The sequence below is a fragment of the Caulobacter radicis genome (assembly GCF_003094615.1).
Taxonomy (GTDB): domain Bacteria; phylum Pseudomonadota; class Alphaproteobacteria; order Caulobacterales; family Caulobacteraceae; genus Caulobacter; species Caulobacter radicis.
In genome coordinates this window covers 97,265-118,787 of sequence record NZ_QDKO01000030.1, presented here as the reverse complement: position 1 = coordinate 118,787, position 21,523 = coordinate 97,265, and the positions used below count along the sequence as shown (strand labels likewise).

28 protein-coding genes are annotated in these 21,523 nt (G+C 69.2%); 15 read left to right on the top strand and 13 right to left on the bottom strand.

Features of this window, described 5'->3' with window-relative positions; all coding sequences use genetic code 11:
* Positions 1-70: 70 nt before the first annotated feature.
* Positions 71-1,972, bottom strand: a complete 1,902-nt coding sequence (locus DDF62_RS17615; protein WP_116490309.1) for a peptide MFS transporter — start codon at positions 1,970-1,972, stop codon at positions 71-73.
* A 200-nt stretch (positions 1,973-2,172) separates the two neighbouring features.
* Between DDF62_RS17615 and DDF62_RS17610 the strand changes: the two genes are divergently transcribed.
* From DDF62_RS17610 to DDF62_RS17605, 3 genes are all read left to right on the top strand, one after another.
* Positions 2,173-2,742 carry a DUF427 domain-containing protein gene (locus DDF62_RS17610; RefSeq protein ID WP_116490342.1) on the top strand — a complete coding sequence of 190 codons (570 nt, stop codon included), beginning with the start codon at positions 2,173-2,175 and terminating at the stop codon, positions 2,740-2,742.
* Positions 2,743-2,917: 175 nt separating this feature from the next.
* Positions 2,918-3,055, top strand: coding sequence for a hypothetical protein (locus DDF62_RS25710; RefSeq protein ID WP_165828757.1), 138 nt, complete (start codon positions 2,918-2,920; stop codon positions 3,053-3,055).
* 68 nt (positions 3,056-3,123) lie between these two features.
* Positions 3,124-3,540, top strand: a complete 417-nt coding sequence (locus tag DDF62_RS17605) for an SRPBCC family protein (protein ID WP_116490308.1) — start codon at positions 3,124-3,126, stop codon at positions 3,538-3,540.
* Positions 3,541-3,663: 123 nt separating this feature from the next.
* On the opposite strand, the gene DDF62_RS17600 is transcribed toward DDF62_RS17605, so the two are convergent.
* Positions 3,664-4,398, bottom strand: a complete 735-nt coding sequence (locus DDF62_RS17600) for a phosphatase PAP2 family protein (RefSeq protein ID WP_116490307.1) — start codon at positions 4,396-4,398, stop codon at positions 3,664-3,666.
* 162 nt (positions 4,399-4,560) lie between these two features.
* On the opposite strand from DDF62_RS17600, the gene DDF62_RS17595 reads away from it, so the two are divergent.
* The 4 genes from DDF62_RS17595 (at position 4,561) to DDF62_RS17580 (ending at position 8,203) form a co-directional block, all read left to right on the top strand.
* Positions 4,561-4,932, top strand: coding sequence for an RcnB family protein (locus tag DDF62_RS17595; protein ID WP_116490306.1), 372 nt, complete (start codon positions 4,561-4,563; stop codon positions 4,930-4,932).
* A gap of 249 nt (positions 4,933-5,181) precedes the next feature.
* Positions 5,182-6,189, top strand: a complete 1,008-nt coding sequence (cobS, locus tag DDF62_RS17590) for a cobaltochelatase subunit CobS (protein ID WP_116490305.1) — start codon at positions 5,182-5,184, stop codon at positions 6,187-6,189.
* Positions 6,190-6,355: 166 nt separating this feature from the next.
* Entirely contained in the window at positions 6,356-6,937 is a 582-nt protein-coding gene (locus tag DDF62_RS17585; protein WP_116490304.1) for a DUF805 domain-containing protein, read from the top strand.
* Positions 6,938-7,078: 141 nt separating this feature from the next.
* Complete coding sequence (locus DDF62_RS17580) at positions 7,079-8,203, top strand: NADH:flavin oxidoreductase/NADH oxidase (protein WP_116490303.1); 1,125 nt, start codon at positions 7,079-7,081, stop codon at positions 8,201-8,203.
* 169 nt (positions 8,204-8,372) lie between these two features.
* Here DDF62_RS17580 and DDF62_RS17575 read toward each other — a convergent pair whose 3' ends face one another.
* A complete protein-coding gene (locus tag DDF62_RS17575) occupies positions 8,373-8,831 on the bottom strand; it encodes an Lrp/AsnC family transcriptional regulator (RefSeq protein ID WP_116490302.1) in 459 nt (152 codons plus the stop codon).
* Positions 8,832-9,052: 221 nt separating this feature from the next.
* Between DDF62_RS17575 and DDF62_RS17570 the strand changes: the two genes are divergently transcribed.
* Positions 9,053-9,733: an AzlC family ABC transporter permease gene (locus DDF62_RS17570; protein WP_208866893.1), complete on the top strand. Its 681-nt coding sequence runs from the start codon at positions 9,053-9,055 to the stop codon at positions 9,731-9,733.
* Positions 9,730-10,029, top strand: coding sequence for an AzlD family protein (locus DDF62_RS17565; protein WP_116490300.1), 300 nt, complete (start codon positions 9,730-9,732; stop codon positions 10,027-10,029). Before DDF62_RS17570 ends, DDF62_RS17565 begins: the two co-directional genes overlap by 4 nt.
* A 112-nt stretch (positions 10,030-10,141) precedes the next feature.
* Here the strand turns inward: DDF62_RS17565 and DDF62_RS17560 are convergent, their stop codons facing one another.
* Entirely contained in the window at positions 10,142-10,465 is a 324-nt protein-coding gene (locus tag DDF62_RS17560; RefSeq protein ID WP_101716798.1) for a DUF6881 domain-containing protein, read from the bottom strand.
* Between the two features lie 81 nt (positions 10,466-10,546).
* Between DDF62_RS17560 and DDF62_RS17555 the strand changes: the two genes are divergently transcribed.
* The 4 genes from DDF62_RS17555 to DDF62_RS17540 all read left to right on the top strand — a co-directional run bounded on the left by DDF62_RS17555 (position 10,547) and on the right by DDF62_RS17540 (position 12,247).
* Positions 10,547-11,092 carry a TetR family transcriptional regulator gene (locus DDF62_RS17555; protein ID WP_116490341.1) on the top strand — a complete coding sequence of 182 codons (546 nt, stop codon included), beginning with the start codon at positions 10,547-10,549 and terminating at the stop codon, positions 11,090-11,092.
* Between the two features lie 73 nt (positions 11,093-11,165).
* The gene (locus DDF62_RS17550; protein WP_116490299.1) at positions 11,166-11,546 is read left to right on the top strand and encodes a TonB family protein; all 381 of its coding nucleotides are present in this window, start codon (positions 11,166-11,168) and stop codon (positions 11,544-11,546) included.
* An 86-nt stretch (positions 11,547-11,632) separates the two neighbouring features.
* Positions 11,633-11,914, top strand: a complete 282-nt coding sequence (locus DDF62_RS17545; RefSeq protein ID WP_116490298.1) for a type II toxin-antitoxin system RelE/ParE family toxin — start codon at positions 11,633-11,635, stop codon at positions 11,912-11,914.
* Positions 11,915-11,926: 12 nt separating this feature from the next.
* Positions 11,927-12,247, top strand: coding sequence for a HigA family addiction module antitoxin (locus tag DDF62_RS17540; protein ID WP_116490297.1), 321 nt, complete (start codon positions 11,927-11,929; stop codon positions 12,245-12,247).
* A 288-nt stretch (positions 12,248-12,535) separates the two neighbouring features.
* Here DDF62_RS17540 and DDF62_RS17530 read toward each other — a convergent pair whose 3' ends face one another.
* Positions 12,536-13,264, bottom strand: coding sequence for an NlpC/P60 family protein (locus tag DDF62_RS17530; RefSeq protein ID WP_116490295.1), 729 nt, complete (start codon positions 13,262-13,264; stop codon positions 12,536-12,538).
* A gap of 115 nt (positions 13,265-13,379) precedes the next feature.
* On the opposite strand from DDF62_RS17530, the gene DDF62_RS17525 reads away from it, so the two are divergent.
* Complete coding sequence (locus tag DDF62_RS17525; protein WP_116490294.1) at positions 13,380-14,102, top strand: hypothetical protein; 723 nt, start codon at positions 13,380-13,382, stop codon at positions 14,100-14,102.
* Here DDF62_RS17525 and DDF62_RS17520 read toward each other — a convergent pair.
* The 3 genes from DDF62_RS17520 to DDF62_RS17510 form a co-directional block, all read right to left on the bottom strand.
* The gene (locus DDF62_RS17520) at positions 14,099-15,442 is read right to left on the bottom strand and encodes an ATP-binding protein (protein WP_116490293.1); all 1,344 of its coding nucleotides are present in this window, start codon (positions 15,440-15,442) and stop codon (positions 14,099-14,101) included. The two genes, DDF62_RS17525 and DDF62_RS17520, sit on opposite strands and share 4 nt — an antisense overlap.
* 287 nt (positions 15,443-15,729) lie before the next feature.
* Positions 15,730-16,431, bottom strand: coding sequence for a response regulator (locus DDF62_RS17515; protein WP_116490292.1), 702 nt, complete (start codon positions 16,429-16,431; stop codon positions 15,730-15,732).
* Positions 16,428-16,919, bottom strand: coding sequence for a MarR family winged helix-turn-helix transcriptional regulator (locus tag DDF62_RS17510; protein ID WP_101716807.1), 492 nt, complete (start codon positions 16,917-16,919; stop codon positions 16,428-16,430). Before DDF62_RS17510 ends, DDF62_RS17515 begins: the two co-directional genes overlap by 4 nt.
* Positions 16,920-16,999: 80 nt before the next feature.
* Here DDF62_RS17510 and DDF62_RS17505 point away from each other — a divergent pair, with 80 nt between their 5' ends.
* Entirely contained in the window at positions 17,000-17,890 is an 891-nt protein-coding gene (locus tag DDF62_RS17505; protein WP_116490291.1) for a branched-chain amino acid aminotransferase, read from the top strand.
* A 286-nt stretch (positions 17,891-18,176) separates the two neighbouring features.
* Here DDF62_RS17505 and DDF62_RS17500 read toward each other — a convergent pair whose 3' ends face one another.
* The 5 genes from DDF62_RS17500 to DDF62_RS17480 all read right to left on the bottom strand — a co-directional run bounded on the left by DDF62_RS17500 (position 18,177) and on the right by DDF62_RS17480 (position 21,509).
* Positions 18,177-18,836 (bottom strand): SAM-dependent methyltransferase, encoded by a 660-nt coding sequence (locus DDF62_RS17500; RefSeq protein WP_116490290.1) that lies wholly within the window; start codon positions 18,834-18,836, stop codon positions 18,177-18,179.
* 220 nt (positions 18,837-19,056) lie between these two features.
* Entirely contained in the window at positions 19,057-20,058 is a 1,002-nt protein-coding gene (locus DDF62_RS26725) for a tetratricopeptide repeat protein (RefSeq protein ID WP_116490289.1), read from the bottom strand.
* Positions 20,059-20,197: 139 nt separating this feature from the next.
* Complete coding sequence (locus DDF62_RS17490) at positions 20,198-20,608, bottom strand: DUF4870 family protein (protein ID WP_116490288.1); 411 nt, start codon at positions 20,606-20,608, stop codon at positions 20,198-20,200.
* A gap of 6 nt (positions 20,609-20,614) precedes the next feature.
* Positions 20,615-20,983, bottom strand: a complete 369-nt coding sequence (locus DDF62_RS17485) for a DUF4870 family protein (RefSeq protein WP_116490287.1) — start codon at positions 20,981-20,983, stop codon at positions 20,615-20,617.
* An 88-nt stretch (positions 20,984-21,071) separates the two neighbouring features.
* Positions 21,072-21,509 carry an acetyltransferase gene (locus DDF62_RS17480; RefSeq protein WP_116490286.1) on the bottom strand — a complete coding sequence of 146 codons (438 nt, stop codon included), beginning with the start codon at positions 21,507-21,509 and terminating at the stop codon, positions 21,072-21,074.
* Positions 21,510-21,523: the final 14 nt, after the last annotated feature.

Below are 21,523 nucleotides of genomic sequence, written 5' to 3'. Positions count from 1 at the left end.
ACCCGACAGGGCCAAAGAAAAAGGCCCCGGATCGCTCCGGGGCCTTCGTCTTCAGTGCGGTGCGCCGAGATCAGTCGGCGACCGTCGCGGTGTCGGTCGGGGCGGCGTGGTGCTCGTCCGCGCCGTGCGACCACTTCTTGAGGAAGGGCGAGGCGATCAGGAACAGCACGCCGATGCCGGCGGCGATCAGGCCGATGACGTTGAACACCTGCAGCGAGGTGCGCAGCGCCGCTTCGGGGTCCAGCACCTGGCCGCCGACGGTTTCCACCGTGGTCAGGCCGGCGATGAAGCCGCCGACATACTGGGCGATGGCCACGGCCATGAACCACACGGCCATGATGAACGACACCATCGAGGCCGGCGACAGCTTGGTCATCTGCGACAGGCCCACGGGCGACATGCACAGCTCGCCGGTGGTGTGCAGCATGTACATCAGCACCAGGAAGAACAGCGGCATGCGGAAGGCGCCGTCGGCGAAGGTCGAGCCCCACTGAAGCACCAGGAAGCCGAGGCCCACCTGCAACAGCGCCAGGCCGAACTTCACGACGGGGTTCGGGTCCTTGTCGCGGCGGCCCAGGAAGGTCCACAGCGCCGCGAAGACCGGGGCGAAGATCAGGATCCAGCCGGCGTTCAGCGCCTGGGTCTGGGCGGCGTTGAAGCTGGAATCGATCCACAGCGTCTTGGCGGGGTCGATGGTCGCGGCGGCGAGCTGGGCCGGGGTGGCGAAGGTAACCGCGCCGCCGAACCACTGCACGGGGGCCGAGGTCAGGTTGAGGTTGACGTTGGTGGCCGCGAACAGGTTCAGCGACGAGCCGGCCTGCTCGAACAGGGTCCAGAACACCACCGCGCCGAAGATCAGGAACAGGGCCAGGGCCAGGCGCTCGCGCTCGACCTTCTGCACCTTGGCGAACATGAACCACAGCACGTAGCCGATCGAGCCGATCATGCCCGCCACCAGGGTCACGCCGACGATGGCGCTGCGCTGGACCAGGAAGAACACGCCCAGCACGCCGAGCAGCGACAGGGCGTAGATCGCGTGCTCGCGGGTCAGCGGGCCGGCGACCTTCTCCTTCAGCTTCTTGGGCTCGGGCGCCTCGCCCTTGCCCAGCAGCCAGGGCTTGCCCAGCACGAAGACGACGAAGCCGGCCAGCATGCCCAGGCCCGCGAGGCCGAAGCCCGCCCACCAGCCGACCTTGATGCCCAGGAGGCCGCAGAGGATCGAGGCCCAGAACGAGCCGAGGTTGATGCCGTAGTAGTAGAGGGTGAAGCCCGGGTCGCGACGCGGGTCGCCCTGCGGGTACAGCTGGCCGACGATGGTCGAGATGTTGGGCTTGAGGAAGCCGACGCCGACGATGATCAGCGACAGGGCCAGCCAGAAGATGTTCAGGTAGGTCGGATCACGGCCCTCGACGCCCAGCTGGTACTGGCCCTTGGGCAGCACGGCGGGCAGCGGGGCGGCGGCCGGCAGGTCCTTGATCTCGAAGTCGCCGGCCTTGGTGGCCGAGACGTCGTAGGGCTTGCCCGCGACCACCAGCTTGGCGACCCGTTCACCGCCACGGCCCTCGGCCTGGAACTGGTAGGTCTGGCCGGCATAGGTCAGGGTCTGGGTGGCGGGCTTGCCTTCCACCGCCATGGCCAAGTGGCCGGCGACCAGCAGGATGGCGCCGAAGGCCACGGCCTTGCGGGTGCCCAGCCACTTGTCGGCCAGGAAGCCGCCGATCAGCGGCAGCAGGTAGACGAGGGAGGTATAGGAGCCGTAGTGACCGTTGGCGACCTTCGGCTCGAAAAGGAAGTGCTGCGTCAGATAGAAGATCAGGATGGCGCGCATGCCGTAGTAGGAGAACCGCTCCCACATCTCGGCGAAGAACAGAATGATCAGCCCTTTTGGGTGATCCTTTATGAGCTGCATGAAAACCGGCAGGCCCGTCACCAATGTGACGAGAATCCCGGCGACAACGACAATGCTATTCATTCTCGACCTTGACTGTATTCAAGTCAGATAGGGCGACGCCAACGGTCGTTTCGCCCTCCCCTCCCCAGTTCGCGGGGAGAAGATCACGCGGCTTTCCGTTTCACAAGCAAAGGCTTGCCGGGAGGGAGCGGTTGGGGCGCGCCGCGCGTTTCACTGGCTGCAAGTTCCGCAACGACACCCTCAACGCCTGGGGAACGCCCATGCAATCGTCAGATCCCAACCATCCGATCACCTGCGCCCGCGAGAGCGGCCGGGTCCGCGTGCTGTTCGAAGGCCACGAGATCGCCGACAGCGACGACGTCCTGGTGCTGCGCGAGGCCGACTATCCGCCCGTCCGCTACTTCCCGCGCGACGACGTGGCGATGGCCTTCCTGCGCCGGTCCGACAAGACCACCCGCTGCCCGTACAAGGGCTCGGCCAGCTACTACACGATCTATCGCGACGGCCAGATCATCGAGGACGCCGTGTGGTCGTACGAGGCGCCGCTGCCGGGCATGGAGCGACTGACCGGGCGCCTGGCCTTCTATCCCCAGCACGTCGACTTCCAGAACGATGCGCTGAGCCCGGCCGAGACGGCGACCATCCCGCCGGGAACCGCCCCGCGCGACGCCCGCGACATCGACGAGATCGTCCGCCACACCGACAGCGGCTCGGGCGCCAGCCAGGCCGAGCACTGGGACGCCAACGTCTCGATGCCCGACGACGAGGCCTGGGAAGGCGACGAGGACCAGGTCATCGGCCGCCCATATCATGGGACGGGCTCGATCTGAGGCCGCCCGCCCTGCGGTGAAGTCGGCTGGGCGACACAAGTCACTGTGTTGGAACGCACATTTTTGTGAGTCCGTGGCTCTGTTGCTCTTGCCAAGCGTTGCAACCCAGGAGATCGTATCAAATGAAACCGCCCGCTCCCGCCCCCAAGGGAGAACAGAGGCGGGGGAGGAAGACATGGCCTATCTCAGCATGGGCGCGCGCCACGACAGCGCGTCGCCGCGTCGCCGAGTTCGTTGGAGCCGCGTGGCCGTCGTCGGCGCCAGCATCGCGCTCTGGGCCGGCCTCATCGCCCTGGCCACCGTCCTCTTCTGATCCTGCGCGCCTGATCCTGCGTGGACGGCCCGACGGCGGCGCGCTCCGCCGATGACGAGGCCGCTCGCATGACCCTGCATCCCTGCCGTCCGATCACCATCGGCGTCGCGCGCCCAGCCGACGTCGTCTATGCTTATGCGGCCGATCCGGAGACCATGGCCGACTGGGCCGCCGGCATCGGCGACGGCCTGCGCCGGGCTTCCGACGAAGACGGCGTCTGGATCGCCGACACCCCCGTCGGCGAGGCCCGCGTGCGTTTCTCGCCTGCCAATCCCTTCGGCGTCCTCGACCACTGGGTGACCTTGCCGGACGGAACCGAGATCTCGGTGCCCCTGCGCGTCGTGGCCAATGGCGACGGCGCCGAGGTGACGCTCACCCTCTTTCGCCTGCCCGACATGGACGACGCCGCCTTCGACCGCGACGCCGCCGCCGTGACCCGCGACCTGGAAACATTGAAAGCCAGGCTGGAACAATCCTCCCCCTGAAGGGGGAGGTGTCGGCGAAGCCGACGGAGGGGGATGTGGTCTGTTAGCCAGCAACCTCCTCGACGTCAGCAGGAACTTCCCCCTCCGACCTTTCGGGCAACCTCCCCCATCAGGGGGAGGGTCTCAGGTCTCCGCCAGCGGCGAGCGGAAATATCGCGCCCAGCCCCAGGCGGCCAGCCAGCAGGCCATCGCCCAGGCCGCGCCGACACACCAGCCGGCCAGCACGTCGCTGGCCCAGTGCACGCCGAGATAGACGCGGCTTAGCCCCACCAGCACCGAGAAGAACACCGCCGCCGCCAGGGCCAGGGCCTTGACCCGGCGCCGAGGCGCGAAGCGCGCCGCCAGGGTCCCCAGGGTCAGGAACACCACCGCCGACAGCATGGCGTGGCCGGACGGAAAGCTGGGATTGGCCGCCTCGACGGCGCGATAGATCAGGTCCGGGCGCTCGCGCAGGAAAAGGTGCTTGAGCCCCTGGCTGATGCTGACGCCGCCGACCGCGCCCACGACGACCACCAGCGCCTCGGCCCAGCGGCGCAGGCTGGCGCAGATCGCCAGGGCCAGCAGCACCAGCAGGGTCAGCACCGTCACCGAGCCCAGGGCGGTGACATCGGCGGCCGCCGTGTGCAGCCATTCCGGACCGATCAGCTGGTGCGGCTGGCCCGGCACGCGCAGCGCCTGCAGGATCTGGAAGTCGAGCGCGCGGGTGTCGCCCTCGGCCACCTCGTCGGCGATGTTCAGGAAGGCCAGCAGGCCAAGGCCCGCCACCAGCAGGGCGGCCGTGGCGGCGACTTCGCGCCTTGCCGCCTTCAGCAGCAGGGGCAGGTTGCGGCGGGGATCGAGGCGGAGCTTGAGCGGCATGCACCCTCAACGCGCGAAAAGCAGATCGGCCGCAACCGGTATTCGTCGTGTATAGCTACAATGTTTCATGAAAGAAACATGAACCGTTCCTGAGTTGCTTCGTTCATCACCAGTCCAAATCGACCTCACTAAGGTGGAGGCATCGAAGGGAAAGGACTTGTCATGAAACGTCTCATCATCACCGCCGTCGCCGCCTCGCTGCTGGCCGGGACCGCCCTGTCGGGGACGGCCATGGCCCAGCCCCGCCACGACGACCGTCACGACCGCTATGAACAGCAGCGCGCCTACGAGAAGGGCCGCAAGGACCAGGCGCGCTACGAGCGCAAGCAGGACCGTCGCGAGTATCGCCGCTGGGCCAAGGGCCAACGCCTCGACGCCCGCTATCGCGCCGACAGCTACTACGTGAAGGACTACCGCCGTCACGGCCTGCGCCAGCCGCCCCGCGGCTACCGCTGGCAGCGTGTGAACGACCAGTACGTCCTGGCGGCCATCGCCACCGGCATCATCGCCTCGGTGATCATCGCCAACAACTAGGGACCTTCGGATCCTCAAGACGAAGGGCGGCGGAGCAATCCGCCGCCCTTTTCGCATGCGCCAGGATCCTCCCCCTGAAGGGGGAGGTGGCCCGAAGGGCCGGAGGGGGAAGGGTTTCCGCAGCCGTAGCGCTGGCCAGCCTCGCAGCAACTTCCCCCTCGGTCGCTTCGCGACAGCTCCCCCTTCAGGGGGAGCATCTTCTTGCAATTCCCCCTTCCCCTCCCTGGGGTGGAGCGCTAATCGAAAAACATGCCCGAACTGACCGACAGCCACGCCGCCGATCCCCTGATCACCCTGGTCCCGGACAAGTGGGTGACGCTTCGCGACGCGTTCGGCGTCGACAGCGACATGAAGGTCCCGGCCTTCTCGCACCGCGACAGCCACGTGCCGGAGATCGACAGCGCCTATCGCTTCGACCCGCAGACGACCAAGGCCATCTGCGCCGGCTTCGCCAAGGACCGCCGGGTGATGGTCCAGGGCTATCACGGCACCGGCAAGTCGACCCACATCGAGCAGATCGCCGCGCGCCTGAACTGGCCGCTGGTGCGCGTGAACCTCGACAGCCACGTCTCGCGCATCGACCTCGTCGGCAAGGACGCCATCGTCCTGAAGGACGGCAAGCAGGTCACCGAGTTCCGCGAAGGGATCCTTCCCTGGTCGCTGCAACGCCCGATCGCCCTGGTGTTCGACGAATACGACGCGGGCCGTCCGGACGTGATGTTCGTCATCCAGCGCGTGCTGGAGGCCGGCGGCAAGCTGACCCTGCTCGACCAGAACCGGGTCATCCGCGCCAACCCGTATTTCCGCCTGTTCTCGACGACCAACACGATCGGCCTGGGCGACACCACGGGGCTCTATCACGGCACCCAGCAGATCAACCAAGGCCAGATGGACCGCTGGTCGATCGTCACCACGCTGAACTACCTCGAGCACGACGTCGAGGCGGCCATCGTGCTGGCCAAGAACCCGCATTACGACACCGCCGAGGGCAAGCGCACCCTGGCGGCCATGGTCCGCGTGGCCGACATGACCCGCAACGCCTTCATGAACGGCGACATCTCGACCGTCATGAGCCCGCGTACGGTGATCACCTGGGCCCAGAACGCCGAGATCTTCGACGGCGACATCGGCCTGGCCTTCCGCCTGACCTTCCTCAACAAGTGCGACGAACTGGAACGCCCGACCGTCGCCGAGTTCTACCAGCGCGCCTTCGGCCAGGACCTGCCCGAAAGCGCCGCCCGGGTGAAGGTGGCGTAAGGCCGAACCGCGCCCAGGAAAAGACGAAGGCGGCCCCCGCGAGGGAGCCGCCTTTTTTCTTGGGCCCATGGCGGCGCGGTCGCGCTGGAACGCGACGCCCAACCCGCTTGCCTAGCGGCGGCGGACGCCCCTAAGGCTGGATGGCAAGCTTTACTGGAGCGCGTCCATGCTCGCCTCGATCCGCCACGGGTTCGCCAACCTGGCCCGCTTCTCCGGACGCGACCCGCGCGAGCGCTTCTGGCCCTATGCGCTGGTCATCGTGGGCGCGGCCTTCGTCGCCATGTTCCTGAGCTTCGGCGTCGGCTTCGCCGGCAGCTTCCAGAAGACGATCGCCTATGCCGAGGCCCATCCCGACAAGGCGACCATCACCCGCTCGGGCGGCAGCGTGTCGGTCACCATCCACGAGCCCTCGCCCGAACTGATGCCCGACATGGCCCCGATGTTCCTGGGCCTGCGCGTGGCCGTGCCCGTCATCGCGCTGCTGCTGGCCGCCGCCGTCGCTCGCCGCCTGCACGACACCGGCCGCTCGGGCCTGTGGGGCCTGCCGCCGGTGGTGTTCCTGGGGATCGGGCTGGCGCTGTTTCCCTCGCTGTTCCAGCGACTGATGGCCGGCGACGAAAGCGCCATGGGCCTGTTCCTGCCGCTGTTCGCCAACAACCTGGCCTATCTGGCGTCGCTGGGCCTGCTGGTCTTCCTGCTGTGCAGGGACGGCAAGCCGGACGCGAACCGCTACGGACCGCCGGCCTGAGCGCACGCCAGAACCGCTCGGATAACGGGCATTGTGCCTCCAGGGCACAGGTCTTGCGCCCGAACGGCACTTGAGACGCGGGGGGCGGACCTACACCTCTGCCGCCTCCATTCCCTTTCCTCCCCGAAAGAGCCCGCCTTCATGTCCGCCCTGTTCACGCCCTTCCGCCTGAAGGACGCCACCCTGCGCAACCGCATCGCCATCCCGCCGATGTGCCAATACAGCGCCGAGGACGGCGTCACGACCGACTGGCACCTGCCGCACTACGCCGGCCTGGCGCGCGGCGGCGCGGGCCTGGTGATCGTCGAGGCCACGGCCGTCTCGCCCGAAGGCCGCATCAGCCCCGGCTGCACCGGCATCTGGACCGACGAGCAGGCTGAAGGCCTGGCCAGGATCGCCGCGGCGATCAAGGCCGCCGGCGCCGTTCCCGGCATCCAGATCGCCCACGCCGGCCGCAAGGCCAGCGCCAACCGCCCCTGGGAAGGCGACGACCATATCGCCGACGGCGACCCACGCGGCTGGGAAACCATCGCCCCGTCGGCGATCGCTTATGGGCAGGGCCTGTCCAAGGTTCCGCGCGAGATGACCCTGGCCGACATCGAGCGAGTGAAGGCCGACTTCGCCGCCGCCGCCCGCCGCGCCCGCGAGGCCGGCTTCGAGTGGCTGGAGCTGCACTTCGCCCACGGCTACCTGGCCCAGAGCTTCTTCTCGCATCACTCCAACCACCGCACCGACCAGTATGGCGGCGACGCCCTGGCGCGCGGCCGGTTCATGGAAGAGACCCTGGCGGCCGTCCGCGCCGAATGGCCCGAGAACCTGCCCCTGACCGCTCGCTTCGGCGTGCTGGAATATGACGGCCACGACGAGCAGACCCTGGCCGAGTCGATCGACCTGACCCGCCGCATGAAGGCCGGCGGCCTGGACCTGCTGAACGTCAGCGTCGGCTTCACGATCCCCAACACCAGCATCCCGTGGGGCACGCCGTTCCTGGGCCCCATCGCCAAGCGCGTGCGCGAGGAAGCCGGCCTGCCGGTCGCCTCGTCCTGGGGCCTGGACGCGCCGAAGCTGGCCGAAAGCCTGGTCGCCAGCGAGCAGATGGACCTGGTGATGATCGGCCGCGCCCACCTGGCCAACCCGCACTACCCCTACGAGCTGGCCCAGGAACTGGGGGTCGAGCGCCCCACCTGGGCCACCCTGCCGGCGCCCTACGCCCACTGGCTGGAGAAGTACCGTCCGGCCACGGAACTGGCTGCGGCGGCGGAGTAGCGCCCCCTCTCCCGGAGGGGAGAGGGAGGGGCCCGTCGCATCGCGACGGGAGGGTGAGGGGTGACGGCGCACGACGGCGTGCCGGCACGCCGGTTGAAGGCGTAACCCCTCATCCTCCCACGCCTGACGGCGCGGGCCCCTCCTTCTCCCTATGGGAGAAGGTGAAACTCTACAGCGGCACCGCGAAGGTCTGCTTCACGGTCTGGGCCGGGATGTCGGTCTTGACGTTCAGCACGCCCCGGATGCGGCTGAGGTGATCGGCCTGGAAGCGGCGATAGGCGGCGATGTCGGCGGCGACCACGCGCAGCAGCATGTCGCAATCGCCGAGCATGACGTAGCACTCGACCACCTCGGGCATCTTGTTGATCTCGGCCACGAAGTGGTCGACGGCGTCCTCGTGCTGCGAATTCAGCCAGATGCGGGTGAAGAAGGTCTGGCCCCGGCCGACCTTGGCCGCGTCGACCACCGCCACGTAGCGGGCGATGACCCCCGTCTCCTCCAGGATCCGCACCCGGCGCAGGCACGGCGAGGGCGACAGGCCCACGCGCTTGGCCAGCTCGGCGTTCTGGATGCGGCCGTCCTTCTGCAGTTCGCGCAGGATGCGGCGGTCGATATCGTCGAGCTTCATGGAATCGAGAACCAATATCTGGCGATCAGCTTCGCTTGGATGCCAATCATCGATCATATGGGAGCATGATCGCAACCCGATTGCGCGGGCTTTGCGCTAGGCTGCCAATCCTTCCCGCAACCGCTCCTCCCCCGGTCGCCATGACAATCGAAACCTGCGCTCCCGCCGCCATGCCTGGCGAGCGGCCTTCCGAACTGCGTTCCAGATCCAGGCCCGAATTCATGCGGGGCCTGGTCGCCTCGCTGCCGGTGACGGCCGGCTTCGTCCCGTTCGCCCTGGTGCTGGGCGCCCAGGCCGGCCAGAAGGGATTGTCGGCGCTCGAGACCCCGCTGATGACGGGCCTCAACTTCGCCGGCGGGTCGGAGTTCGCGGCCATCGGCCTGTGGACCTCGCCGCCGCACCTGGCCCTGATCACCGCCGTGACCCTGATGGTCAACAGCCGCCACCTCTTGATGGGCGCGGCCCTGGCGCCGTTCCTCAAGGCCCTGCCCAAGCGGCGGGTGCTGCCGGCCCTGTTCCTGATGTGCGACGAGAGCTGGGCCATGGCCCTGGCCGACGCCCGCGCTCGCGGGACCTTCAGCCTGGCGCACTACATGGGCGTGGCCCTGCCGATGTGGCTGGCCTGGATCGCCTTCACGACCCTGGGCGCCCTGGTCGGGCCGGTGCTGGGCAATGTCGAGACCCTGGGCTTCGACATGGCCTTCCCGGCCATCTTCCTGGTGCTGCTGCGCGGCATGTGGACCGGCTTGCGCGCAGCGCGGCCGTGGCTGGTCAGCCTGGCCGTCGCCGCGACCGGCCACCTGCTGGCGCCGGGAGCCTGGACGGTGGCGGCCGGCGCGATCGCGGGCCTGGCCACGGCCTGGCTGTGGGCCGCCCCGCGCAAGACGGGAGCCGCCGCATGATCTCGCTGCCCGTCCTGGCGACCATCCTGGCCATGGCCGCCGTCACCTACCTGACCCGCATCGGCGGCTATCTGGTGCTGAGGAACCGCACGCTGGGCCCGCGCGCCACGGCGGTGATGGAGGCCGCGCCCGGCTGCGTGCTGATCGCGGTGATCGCCCCGCACTTCGTCTCGCCCCGCCCGGCCGACCTGCTGGCGCTGGCGATCACCTTCCTGGCGGCCCTGCGCCTGCCCATGCTGGCGGTCGTGCCGATCGGCATCGTCGCCGCGGCTAGCTTGAGGTGGCTGCTGGGCTAGAGCCGGCGCGAGGTCCTCGTCCTTCGACAAGCTCAGGATGAGGACCATTGCAAAGGCCGGGCAGCCACAAACCTCACCCTGAGCCTGTCGAAGGGCGAGGTTTCGCCCTCCCTCAGGCGTCCAGGCGCCAGGCCGCCTCGAACACCGAGGCCTCCACGGGGGTCAGCGAAAGGCGATCCTCGCCCTCGACGACGTCTTCATCGTCGAGCAGGGCCTCGACCGAGTCGTGGAAGTCGTCTTCCGACAGGCTGGCCTCGCCAGGCAGTTCGTGCTCGCGCCCGACATAGTTGGCGACGGCGTCGCGCTCGCGGCTGCCGTCTCGGAAAACATCGATCAGGCGCAGCACCCGGCCCTCGTCGTCGACCTCGTAGAAGATCGAAACGGGCTCCTCGGCGCTCTCGTGGGCCCAGTCGCAGCGGAAATAGGAAAGGCTCATGGGCGCCCCTTTCCCCGAACTGCGGCCGCGAGGCAAGCGCCGACCTTGCCAGCCGGGGTCCGCACGGCCATGTCTTTGACCATGACCACGCCCGCCGAAGACCTGCTCGACCGCGCGGCGGCCGCCGCGCTTTCCCTGGCCGCCGACCGTCCCTGGCCGCAGATCGCCCTGCGCGACATCGCGATCGCGGCCGGCGCGCCGTTCGCCGAGCTCTATGTGAAGGCCGACAGCAAGGCCAAGGTTCTGGCCCACCTGTCGCGCCGCTTCGACCAGGCCGCCCTGAACGCCGACGCCGGCGAGGGCGCGGCCGCCCACGACCGCCTGTTCGACGCCGCCATGGCCCGGGTCGAGGCCATGGAGCCGCACCGCCACGCCCTGATCGCCATCTCCAAGTCGGAAGGCCTGCCCCGCGCCGCCGTCCGCTTTCCCAAGACCGCCCGCGCGATCCTGGAAGCCGCCGGGATCGAGGCCACGCCCGTGCGGCTGGCGGCCATGACCGCCGTCTGGGCCCGCACCCTTCAGGTCTGGCGCGACGACGAGGGCGCGCTGAACCGCACCATGGCCGAGCTCGACAAGCGCCTGAAGCAGATGGCCGAGCAACTGGCCAAGGTCGGCGCCGGGTTCTGAAGCCAGGTTGCAGGCCCAGGCCGTTACGGCCGATAGTGGCGCCGTAACGACCGTCGGGGGACGAAAGCCGCACATGACCTGGAAGACCACGCTGGCCTGCGCCGCCGCGATCGCCGCCCTTGGCGCCGCGCATTCGGCCGCCGCCGAGGAGACCCGCGACTTCGTCACACGTCCGGTTTGGGCGCGCACGCCGTCGGTCAACGACATGCACAACTACTATCCCGTGCGCGCGGGAACCAAGGGCGGCAAGGCCGTGCTGGAATGCCGGGTCGACGCCGCCGGCGCCGTCTCCGGCTGCACCGTGACCAGCGAGGCCCCGACCGATGCCGACCTCGGCGCGGCCGCCCTCAAGCTGTCGCGCCTGTTCCGGATGAAGCCCAAGGACGCCGAGGGCAAGCCGGTCGACGGCCGCTGGCTGACCCTGCCGATCGAATGGAAGCCGGGCCGCTGGTGACCTCGAAGGCGTAGCGCAATACGCTACACAGACCTTGCCAAACGTAGCGCAACGCGCTACACTCAATCCTCTAATGATCGCCGCCAATGATCCAGAGCTGGAAGAGCGACGCCGCCTTGGCCGTTTTCCTCGGGGGCTCGCCTAGGGGTTTCCCCGCCGACCTCATGAAGCGGACCCGCCGGCTGCTGGCTCAGTTGAACGCGGTCACCGAGGTTGCGCAGATGCGCATCCCGCCGGGAAATCGCCTGCATGCGCTGGAAGGCGATCGGGCGGGCGAATGGTCGGTCAGTGTCAACGACCAGTTCCGCATCACCTTCCGGTGGGGCGCGGACGGACCGGAGGACGTCTGGTTCGGCGACTATCACTGAGGATACGCAACCATGAGCGCCACCTTCCTGGGTCTCGATTTCGTCAGCCCCCTGCCTCATCCGGGCGAGATCCTGCGCGAGGACTTCATGGCGCCGATGGGCCTGACCGCCGGGGCGCTGTCCAAGGCCATGGGCTTGAAGGACCGCACGCGGATCGAACGCCTGACCCGTGAAGCTCAGCCCATCACCCCCGACACCGCCCTGCGGCTGGAGCGGGTGTTCGGCATGAACGCGCAGTTCTGGATGAACCTCCAGGCCCAGCACGACCTTTCGAAAGCCGTGATCGAGCGCCGCGCCGACCTGGAGGCGATCGAGCCTCTGGTCGCCGCCTGACCGATTGCGAGACAGAGGCCCGCCATGCGCTCCGAGCACCTATGGCTTGTCCCGTGCCTCGTCGCCTGCGGGATAGGCATGTTCGCCGGACGCGCACCCTGGCTCCTGCGCTGGGCCATGCTTTCAGGCGGCCTTCTGGGGCCACTGCTCGTCACGGACGCTTCGATCAACGCGTTTCACGTCGTGGCTTGCGTCGGCGGGGCAGGCCTGTTCCTGGCCTGCTCGCACGTTCTGACCCGCCTGATCACCTCGGCGGATCGAGCATCCAGGACGCCTCGCGTTCGCTAGTCAGGCCTCGTTCCACGACAGGCCGGCCGTGCGCGTCACCTTGATCGCACGGGGGACCGGCGGCGGCACGGTGGCGGGCCAGCGGGCGCCGAGGAAGCGGTCCTTGCCCAGCCAGGCCAGCGAGACGCTGTCGGACTGGTTGCCGCCGAGGATGCGGTAGGCGCCGGCCTCGTCCTCGCCGGCGTAGAAGCCGACATGGCCCTTGCCGCCGCCCCGGCTCTCTCGCCAGAACACCATCACCGCCCCGGGCGTCGGGGCGATCGGGATGCCGAACCGCTCCCAGGCCCGCGCCGCCAACAGGTTCGAGGGCGTAGCCTCGCGGTCCAGCGTGCTGCTGACGCAGTGGCCGACGAAAAGGCCGCACCAGGGGATGTCGTCGCCGGTATAGATGCTCTTGAGGCCCTGTTCGGAGGCCCAGTCGAGGATCTCCGGATTGTCGCCCTTGCCGGGCTTCTCGCGCGTGCCGATCAGGCGGCGGGCCTCATGGAACCAGACGAGGCCGGGATCGTCGAAGCCCGTCAGGGACGAGGGCGTCGGGGCGGCGGCGGCCGGCGCGCCCTGGAACAGCGCCGCCAGGGTCAGCGGGCCGACCACGCCGTCGGGCTCCAGCCCGTGCCGCCCCTGGAAACGACGGACGGCGGCGATGGTCTGGCGGCCCCAGATCCCGTCGATCGGCCCCGGCGTGTAGCCGCGCGCGGCCAGTTGCTGCTGGATGTCCTTGATCTTCATGGCGCGACCCCTTTTGCGTGGCGCGAAAGCGGGAAAGGCGAACACGGCGAATAATCAACCCATAGATGCACTCAAGACCGTTGCGCGCAACGCGAAATAGCGGGAGCCTCGCGCCATGCCGCGCATACCCCTCACCGCCCTTTCGATCCTCGTCGCCCTGGGCCTGGCCGGCCCGGCGCTCGCCCAGGCGCCCTCGCCCGACACCCCGGCCAACCTGGCGGCCGCCCGCGCCCTGCTGCCGGCCGACGCCGCCCCGACCGCCCATCGGTTCAGCCCCGACCACATGCTGGCCGTGATGGGCCGCTTCGAGTTCGGCGACGCTCCGGCTCCGATCGCGCCCGGCGTCTGCGGCCGTCGCATCCACGAGGTCGGACTGCGCTACCGCCAGGATCCGGGCGGCGGCGATCCGACGATCGCGCCCGATCCCGCCAAGGTCGGCGTCAAAGAGACCCTGGCCGCCGGCGCCGCCTGCCAAGGCTCGAGCCTGGAGGGCTTCGCCACGGTCTCGGGCGCCTCATCCGAGGAGGCCGCGAAGCTCCTGGCCTGGCTGGTCGGCCAGCAGGCCCGGGGCCGGCGCGCCGAGGCGAGCCTGGCCTGCGACACGATCAGCGGCCCGGCCGCGTGCCCCAAGGGCGAGGCGGCCGCCTTCGCGGCCCTGCCGCTGGCGGGCCTCTATCACCTGCGCAAGGACAAGGACGGCCGCTGGAGCCTGTGGATCAGCCGCCATCCCCGGCCGCTCGGCGACAGCGTTCACCTGATGTACGACGTGTCGGTCGAGCGCGCGCCGGAGGCCCGGCCCAGGATCCTCATCCAGGGCCGCATTCCCGCGCCGTTCTAGCCCGGCAGCCTCATCACCGCCCGCAGGCCGCCCATCGGCGAGCGCTCCAGAACCAGATCGCCGCCCAGCCCGCGCGCCATGTCGCGAGCAAGCGCCAGGCCCAGGCCCACGCCCTTCTCGTTCTGGTTCCGCGACTCGTCGAGCCGGTTGAAGGGCTTGAAGGCGTCCTCGTAGCGGTCCTCGGGAATGCCCGGACCGTCGTCGTCGACGATGATGCTCACCCCGCCCGTCAGCCGCGCCTCCAGAGTCACCCGGACGGTGTCGCCATGGGCGGCGGCGTTGTCGACCAGGTTGGCCAGGGCCCGCTTGAAGGCGCTGGACCGCAGGTTGGCCACAAGATCCTGTTCGAGCACGGTCTCGACCCGCGCCCCGCCGCGCTCGGCCGCCGCGCAGACGCCGGCGATCAGCGGCGCCAGCTCGATCTCCTGCAGCGCCTCGCCGCCCTCTCCGCGCGCGAAGGCCAGGTATTCGTCGATCATGTGCTCCATTTCGGAGAGATCGCGCTTGATGGCCTCGACCTGTGGACCGGGCTCGGAGAGGGCCATCTCCAGCTTCAGCCGGGTCAGCGGCGTGCGCAGGTCGTGGCTGACGCTGGCCAGCAAGGCCGTGCGCTGCTCGATGTGGCGCTGGATGCGGGCCTTCATGGCCAGGAACGCCTGGGCCGCCTGGCGCACCTCGCGCGCGCCGTGCGGCTTGAACTCGTGGTCGGCGCCGCGACCGAAGGCGTCGGCCGCATCGGCCAGGCGCTCGATGGCCCGCACCTGGTTGCGGATGAAGAGGATGGCGATGGCCGTCAGCAGCATCGTCGCCACCACCATCCACAGGATGAAGATGTGCCCCTGGGTGGCGAAGGCGCGGTCGGTGGGGGCGTAGATCCGCAGCACGCCTTCCCTGACTTTCACCTGGATCTGGACGTGGGCGGCGTAGCGGTTGGAGGCGTCGAACCAGAACCGCTCGTCCAGCCGCTCCTCCAGGGCCCGCTGCATCGAGCGGTCGAGCGAGGCGAACATGGCCGGCCGCTTGCCCGTCGGCAACTCGCGCCCCCTCAGGAGGGCGATCGACAGATCCATCGTCTCCTCGGCCCGCTGGGCCATGCGGTCGACGGCGGCGGGGCTGGGGTCGTCCTGGTAGGTGGCCACGGCCCAGGCGATGTCGCCGGCCAGCCCCTCGGACAGGCGGCTGTTCACCGTCTCCCAGTGGGCGTCGAAGAACCCCCAGGTGACGGCGATCTGCATCACCGCCACGGGCAGCACGATGATCAGCAGCGACCGGCCGAACAGCGAGGTCGGCAGCCAGCGCTTGATCTGGCGCGGAATGAACAGGCGGGTGCGCAGGCGCATGACTTAGATCCTCCCCCTGAAGGGGGAGGTGGCGGCGCAGCCGACGGAGGGGGAAGTGAAGTCCCCAGCCCCGCAGATACTTCCCCCTCCGGCGCTTCGCGCCACCTCCCCCTTCGGGGGGAGGATCGCAAACAAGGAACCTCTTCCTGTGGGGGAGGCGATCACCGAGCGATCGGTGGGGGGAGTGAACGCGAAATCGGCCAAGCCCTGCGGAAGCTGAAAACGGCCCCCCACCGGCCTTCGGCCGCCTCCCCCACGGGGGGAGGTTCCTTGCGGCATGATCCTCATCAATCCGGCGCCAGCCGATAACCCACCCCCCGCACGGTCTGCAGGTACCGAGGGTTCTTGGGGTCGGGCTCGATCTTGCGGCGCAGGCGGGTGACCTGGACGTCGACGGCGCGGCCGGTGGCGTCGGCGGTGTCGCGGGCCAGTTCCAGGCGGTCGACCGGCTCGTGCAGGGCCCGGGCCAGGCGCCGCAGCAGCGCGACCTCGGCCTCGGTCAGGCGCACCGGGGCGCCGGCGCGGGTCAGCTCGCCGCGATCGGGCATGAAGGCGCAGTCGCCCATGACGATCTCCTGCGGCCCCATCGGCTTGGGCGCGGCGCGGCGCAGGATCGACTCGATGCGCAGCAGCAGTTCCTGCGGCTCGAACGGCTTGGCCAGGTAGTCGTCGGCGCCGTGGGTCAGGCCCTCGATGCGGTCGCCGGTGGTGTCGCGCGCGGTCAGCATCAGGATCGGCATGCGGCCGACCTCGCCGCCCTTGGCCCGCACCCGCCTGGTGAAGGCGAAACCGTCCTCGCCCGGCATCATCACGTCGAGCACCAGCAGGTCGAAGTCCATCACCCCGATCAGCCGATCGGCATGGGCGGCGTCGGCCGCGGCGCTGACCCGGAAGCCGGCGCGGCTGAGGAACTGCTTGAGCAGCTCGCGGATGCGATCGTCGTCGTCGACCACCAGCAGGTGGCGGTCGCGTCTTTCCTCGGGGCTCACAGCGCCTCCCTTCGATTGACGCCCACCCCCTGGCGTGGACCGGCCAGGGCCGCCAGGATCCGCCGCGCCCCCGGAACCCCGTCGAGGCCGCCGGTGCGATAGGCCCGGCCCAGGAGCGCCCGCAGCCGCTCGCTGACCCGCGCCTCGAAGGCCTTGCCGGCCTCGGTCAGCACCGCCGGACGGCGTCGCGCGTCGAGATCGCCCGAGGCCTTTTCCGCCAGGCCCAGGCGCTGGAGGTCCGAAAGGGTCTTGCTGGCCGCCTGCTTCGACAGGCTGGTGAGCTTGGAAAGGTCCTGCACGCCGATGCCCGGACGCCGGCGCAGCAGGAAGGCCGCGCGCCAATGCGAACGGCCCAGGCCCGGCCCTTCCGTCTCAAGCACGCCATCGACCGCCGCCCACAGGGCCGCCTCGGCCAGGAGAATCAACTCCAGGCCGCCGTCGAGCTCCTCCTCGCGTAGGATCAGACGGGGATCGGCGTGTGGCGTCATGCTCGAGCGTCCATTTCGTTTGACCTTCGGGCTCCTCGGGCGTCTAAGGACCGGGTTCCAAATAAGGAGGTATTGGACCGATGTCTCTCGTTCCCTTCGATGATCGCGACGGATGGATCTGGCTGGATGGCCAGTTCGTTCCCTGGCGCGAGGCGAAGGTGCACGTACTGACGCACGGCCTGCACTACGCCTCGTCGGTGTTCGAGGGCGAGCGCATGTACGGCGGCGAGATCTTCAAGCTGACCGAGCATACCGAGCGCCTCTTCAAGTCGGCCGAAATCCTCGACTTCAAGATCCCCTACACGGTGGCCGAGATCGACGAGGCCTGCAAGGCGACCGCCGCCAAGAACGGCCTGAGCGACTGCTACCTGCGCCCGATCGCCTGGCGCGGCAGCGAAATGATCGGCGTTTCGGCGCAAGCGACCAAGATCCACGTGGCCATCGCCGTGTGGGACTGGCCCAGCTACTTCGACCCGGCGCTGAAGGCCAAGGGCATCCGCCTGACCTGGGCCAGGTATAACCGCCCGGATCCGAAGACGGCCCCCGTCGCCGCCAAGGCCGCTGGTCTCTACATGATCTGCACCATCTCCAAGCACGCCGCGGAGAAGGACGGCTATACCGACGCGATGATGCTGGACTACCGCGGCTACGTGGCCGAGGCGACCGGCGCCAACGTGTTCTTCGTCAAGGACGGCGTGCTGCACACGCCCAAGCCCGACTGCTTCCTGGACGGCATCACCCGCCGCACGGTGATCGAGATCGCCAAGGGCCAGGGGATCGAGGTGGTCGAGCGCCACATCGAGAAGGAAGAGCTGGCCGGCTTCAGTGAATGCTTCATCGTCGGCACCGCCGCCGAAGTCACCCCGGTGGCCGAGATCGGCGAGTTCACCTTCACGCCCGGCAAGCTGTCGCTGGGCCTGATGGACGCCTACGCCGCCCTGGTGCGCCGCGAGGAAGTCGTCCCGGCGTAAGGCCTGGTTCGAGCTTTGAATTGAAAGACCCCGGGGCGGCGACGCTCCGGGGTTTTTTATTGACCTTCCCCCTGAAGGGGGAGGTGGCCCGAAGGGCCGGAGGAGGAAGCGGCTTCTGAAACGCCGCAATCACTTCCCCCTCAGTCGCTCCGCGACAGCTCCCCCTCTGGGGGAGGTGGCCCGGAGGGCCGGAGGGGGGACGTTTTCAGCTTCCGAAACGTCGGAAACAACTTCCCCCCACCGATCGCTACGCGATCGCCTCCCCCAGAGGGGGAGGTTCCTTGCCTCACTCCGTCACGCCGACCGTCGCCACCAGCCATCCGCCGCCCCACGGCGTGTTGACCACGGCCTCGTCGTGAACCTCGCCCATGGCCTTCAGCGTCCGCCACAGGCGCAACGGCTTCAGCGACAGCCACATGGTCAGGCCGACGGCCCCGCCGGGCGCCAGCATGGCCCGATAATGCTCGATCAGCGGCTCGACCTGCCCCAAGTGCTCGATGCACTCTGAGAACACCACCACGTCGAAGGCCTCGTCGGTGGCGAAGGTGCGGCCGTCGCCCAGCAGCATCTGGACCTGGCCCGAGGCGATCTCGGCCGACAGGCGCTTCTGGCCAGTGACCACGGCCGGCTCGGAGAAGTCGACGCCCACATAGCGGGCGGGGCGGTGATTGCGCAGGGCCTCGAAGAACACCCCCTCGCCGGCCCCGATCTCGAGCACGCGGGGGCTGGGCCAGCGGTCGGCGATCATGGCCGCCAGCAGGCGATGATGGTGGCGCTGGTCGGAGCGGTGCAGGCGGTCGTAGACGCCGTCGCGATACTCCTGGTCCCAGCGCTCGACCGGGGCGGCGCGGAACGCCTCGCCCTTGCGCTTCTCCATCAGGTCGCCCAGCCACGGACGATCCAGCGACGCCATCTCGATGAAGCGCCGCCAGCGCAGATAGACCATGACTTCCCCCGATGCGGGGCCGCAGCCCCGAAAACGGCGGATGATGACGGGCGGAAAGCTTGGCTACAAGCGGCGAGGCGGCTTCTCCCTTCCCCCTTGATGGGGGAAGGGTCGGAGATGGGGTGGCGCGGCGGCTAGACGAGACACGGCGGCGGAGTTTCCAGCGCCGTGGTCACCCTCACCCCTGCCCCTCCCCCATCAAGGGGGAGGGATCCCGTGATCACCCCGCGACGCGCGCCTCGATCTCTTCCAGACGGGCCCGCGTCGCGACGAGGTCCAGGCCGAACCGCGCCGGGTCGGCGGCGGCCAGGCGGGCGGTGACGTCGTAGCTTTCGCGATAGAGGTCGAGCGCCCGCATGCGGTGACCGCGATCCTCGCGCAGGTCGGCCAGCCGCTCCAGCGCGACCGACAGCGCCCGCTGCGCGCCGGGATCGGCGGCTTCGCGGCCGCCGGGCGAGCGGCGCAGGGCCAGGGCCTCCTCGAAGGCGGCCAGGGCCTCGTTCAGTCGGCCTTCCGCCTCGGCGGTGTCGCCCACCCCGGCCAGGGCCCCGGCCAGAAGTTCGTCCGCCGACGGATCGCTCGGCTGCGCCTTTCGCACCATGCGGGCGTAGGACACGGCCTCCTCATAGGCCTCGGCGGCGTCGTCATGGCGTCCCTGGGCGGCGGCGAAGTCGCCGAGGTCGCGATAGGCGATCGTCCGCTCACGGTCGCTTTCGGCGGCGCGGACCAGCCGGGCCAGCACGCGGGCGGCGGGGTTCCAGGCCTCAGACCCGCACAGGGCCAGCATCTCGGCGCGCAAGGCTTCGAACTCGGTGGCGCCGACGGGCGTCGGCGCGGGTGCGGCTTGAACGGCGGGAACGATCGTCATGGGGGCCGCAATAGCCGAAACCGGCGCGACGGGCTCGGGCCGATCCATCTTCGGTCCGTCCATCCGGGGCCCGTCCATGTCGAAGGGTTTGGTCAGGGAACGCTCGCCCCCGCGAGCGCTCCCTTTCCTGCGTCGCGTCCCCCGACGCGACGTCCCCTTGCGGGGCAGCAGGGCGGCGACGAGAAGGATTCCCCCCAACGTCATCGCCGCCCAACCGGCGGTCGTCCGATGCGGCTCGAACGGACCGAGATCCCAGCCCAGGGCCCAACTCCCCAGCGTGCCCAGGCCTGAGACCACGTATCCCGACGTCGTCAGGATCAGCCCCAAGATGATCCCTACGATGCGAGCCAGCATGTCGCCCCCTCCACGACTTACTTCCGCCAGGGGCGGAAAGTCATAGGACCGGGCGACCGGCGTCGAGCATACTCGCCTGTCAGGGGAACGTTGATAACCTGGAAGTCGCCCGCGCGGGCGCCGAGGCGCGCTCCTGCCTCTAAATCAACCACGTGCGTGGCCTGGGATAGGCTTCGCCGCGCACCAGGAAGGCGATTCCGGCGATACAGCGGACGACGAACCAGAGGCTGATCGCCGAGATGATCGCCACCCCCGCGATGATCATCGGCACGCCGATCAGCACCAGCGACAGCGGGATGCCGAACAGCACCAGCGCCCCGCCGAGCAGGAACCAGGCGACCGACAGCCAGAAGGTGCGGATCGCGAAGGTGTAGTGGCTCTCGTTGATCGGCCCGGCCTGGCCGCGCTGCACATAGGCGACGATCAGGCCGATGAAGAAGGTCAGGCCGTTGCTGAAGCCCAGCAGGTAGAGGCCGTAGACCACGGCCGGGACGATCTTGTCCTCGGAGTGGCGATCGGCCCCCGGGCCGGATTGGACGACATCGCTCATCGGACCTCAGAGCATCCAGTTGCGGGGCGTCGGATAGGCCTCGCCCTTCAGCAGCCACGACAGGCCGACGATGGCGCGCACGGTCACCCAGATGCCCACGGCGATCAGGATCAGGGCGCCGATGCCGATGATCAGGGTCAGCACGCCGACCAGCCCGAACAGCAGCGACAGCCAGAAGGTGCGAATCTGGAAGACGTAGTGGCTTTGCAGCCACTCGGGCGCCGAGGCCTTGGACACATAGGCCAGGATCACGCCGATGACCGGCGAGATGCCCGTCACCCAGCCGGCGATGTAGCAGGCGTAGGCGATGATCGGCAGGGTCTTGTCGTCCTGCGGGGTGGACGGGACGGCGGGATCGGGCTGGGCGTCGGTCACGGGCTTCCTGGATCGAAAAGCGATGTTTGGCGGATGCTCGCCAAAAACGCGCGTCGATGCAAATGAAGCTTCGGAAAGGACGGCCGGATCAGCCGTCCTTGCGCAGATGCACCAGCGGATAGGCGCGGCCCTGCCCATCGACGGGCGAGCGGCCGGTGACCGAAAAGCCTATCCGCTCGTAGAAGCCCACGGCCTGGACGTTCTGCTCGTTGACGTCGGTGGTCAGGCTCGGCCGGGTGGCCAGGGCGAGCGCGACCAGGGTGCGACCCACGCCTGTCCCGCGATGCTCGGGATCGACGAACAGCGCCTGCATGTGCGCGCCGTCCAGCAGCATGAAGGCCACGGCGACATCGGCATCGTCGACCGCCAGCCACATCGGCGCGGTCGGCAGGAAGGCCAGGACTTCCGCCTCGATGGCGACCCGGTCCTCGGGCTTGAGGAAATCGTGGGTGGCGTCGACGGCCCGGCGCCAGATCTCGACGACGCGCTCGCCGTCGTCGGGGAAGGAAGGTCGGTAGCTGATCATGGCCTCGGAGGTAG

Bases quoted from the DNA above. Each gene is read 5' to 3' on its own strand.
- DDF62_RS17540 (WP_116490297.1), top strand. From the start codon at position 11,927: ATGAGCGCCACCTTCCTGGGTCTCGATTTCGTCAGCCCCCTGCCTCAT.
- DDF62_RS17525 (WP_116490294.1), top strand. From the start codon at position 13,380: ATGCCGCGCATACCCCTCACCGCCCTTTCGATCCTCGTCGCCCTGGGC.
- DDF62_RS25710 (WP_165828757.1), top strand. From the start codon at position 2,918: ATGGCCTATCTCAGCATGGGCGCGCGCCACGACAGCGCGTCGCCGCGT.
- DDF62_RS17530 (WP_116490295.1), bottom strand. From the start codon at position 13,264: ATGAAGATCAAGGACATCCAGCAGCAACTGGCCGCGCGCGGCTACACG.
- DDF62_RS17520 (WP_116490293.1), bottom strand. From the start codon at position 15,442: ATGCGCCTGCGCACCCGCCTGTTCATTCCGCGCCAGATCAAGCGCTGG.
- DDF62_RS26725 (WP_116490289.1), bottom strand. From the start codon at position 20,058: ATGCTGGCTCGCATCGTAGGGATCATCTTGGGGCTGATCCTGACGACG.
- DDF62_RS17545 (WP_116490298.1), top strand. From the start codon at position 11,633: ATGATCCAGAGCTGGAAGAGCGACGCCGCCTTGGCCGTTTTCCTCGGG.
- DDF62_RS17555 (WP_116490341.1), top strand. From the start codon at position 10,547: ATGACCACGCCCGCCGAAGACCTGCTCGACCGCGCGGCGGCCGCCGCG.
- DDF62_RS17575 (WP_116490302.1), bottom strand. From the start codon at position 8,831: ATGAAGCTCGACGATATCGACCGCCGCATCCTGCGCGAACTGCAGAAG.
- cobS (WP_116490305.1), top strand. From the start codon at position 5,182: ATGCCCGAACTGACCGACAGCCACGCCGCCGATCCCCTGATCACCCTG.
- DDF62_RS17605 (WP_116490308.1), top strand. From the start codon at position 3,124: ATGACCCTGCATCCCTGCCGTCCGATCACCATCGGCGTCGCGCGCCCA.
- DDF62_RS17490 (WP_116490288.1), bottom strand. From the start codon at position 20,608: ATGAGCGATGTCGTCCAATCCGGCCCGGGGGCCGATCGCCACTCCGAG.
- DDF62_RS17510 (WP_101716807.1), bottom strand. From the start codon at position 16,919: ATGACGCCACACGCCGATCCCCGTCTGATCCTACGCGAGGAGGAGCTC.
- DDF62_RS17560 (WP_101716798.1), bottom strand. From the start codon at position 10,465: ATGAGCCTTTCCTATTTCCGCTGCGACTGGGCCCACGAGAGCGCCGAG.
- DDF62_RS17580 (WP_116490303.1), top strand. From the start codon at position 7,079: ATGTCCGCCCTGTTCACGCCCTTCCGCCTGAAGGACGCCACCCTGCGC.
- DDF62_RS17610 (WP_116490342.1), top strand. From the start codon at position 2,173: ATGCAATCGTCAGATCCCAACCATCCGATCACCTGCGCCCGCGAGAGC.
- DDF62_RS17565 (WP_116490300.1), top strand. From the start codon at position 9,730: ATGATCTCGCTGCCCGTCCTGGCGACCATCCTGGCCATGGCCGCCGTC.
- DDF62_RS17615 (WP_116490309.1), bottom strand. From the start codon at position 1,972: ATGAATAGCATTGTCGTTGTCGCCGGGATTCTCGTCACATTGGTGACG.
- DDF62_RS17570 (WP_208866893.1), top strand. From the start codon at position 9,053: ATGCGGGGCCTGGTCGCCTCGCTGCCGGTGACGGCCGGCTTCGTCCCG.
- DDF62_RS17585 (WP_116490304.1), top strand. From the start codon at position 6,356: ATGCTCGCCTCGATCCGCCACGGGTTCGCCAACCTGGCCCGCTTCTCC.
- DDF62_RS17600 (WP_116490307.1), bottom strand. From the start codon at position 4,398: ATGCCGCTCAAGCTCCGCCTCGATCCCCGCCGCAACCTGCCCCTGCTG.
- DDF62_RS17480 (WP_116490286.1), bottom strand. From the start codon at position 21,509: ATGATCAGCTACCGACCTTCCTTCCCCGACGACGGCGAGCGCGTCGTC.
- DDF62_RS17500 (WP_116490290.1), bottom strand. From the start codon at position 18,836: ATGGTCTATCTGCGCTGGCGGCGCTTCATCGAGATGGCGTCGCTGGAT.
- DDF62_RS17550 (WP_116490299.1), top strand. From the start codon at position 11,166: ATGACCTGGAAGACCACGCTGGCCTGCGCCGCCGCGATCGCCGCCCTT.
- DDF62_RS17595 (WP_116490306.1), top strand. From the start codon at position 4,561: ATGAAACGTCTCATCATCACCGCCGTCGCCGCCTCGCTGCTGGCCGGG.
- DDF62_RS17505 (WP_116490291.1), top strand. From the start codon at position 17,000: ATGTCTCTCGTTCCCTTCGATGATCGCGACGGATGGATCTGGCTGGAT.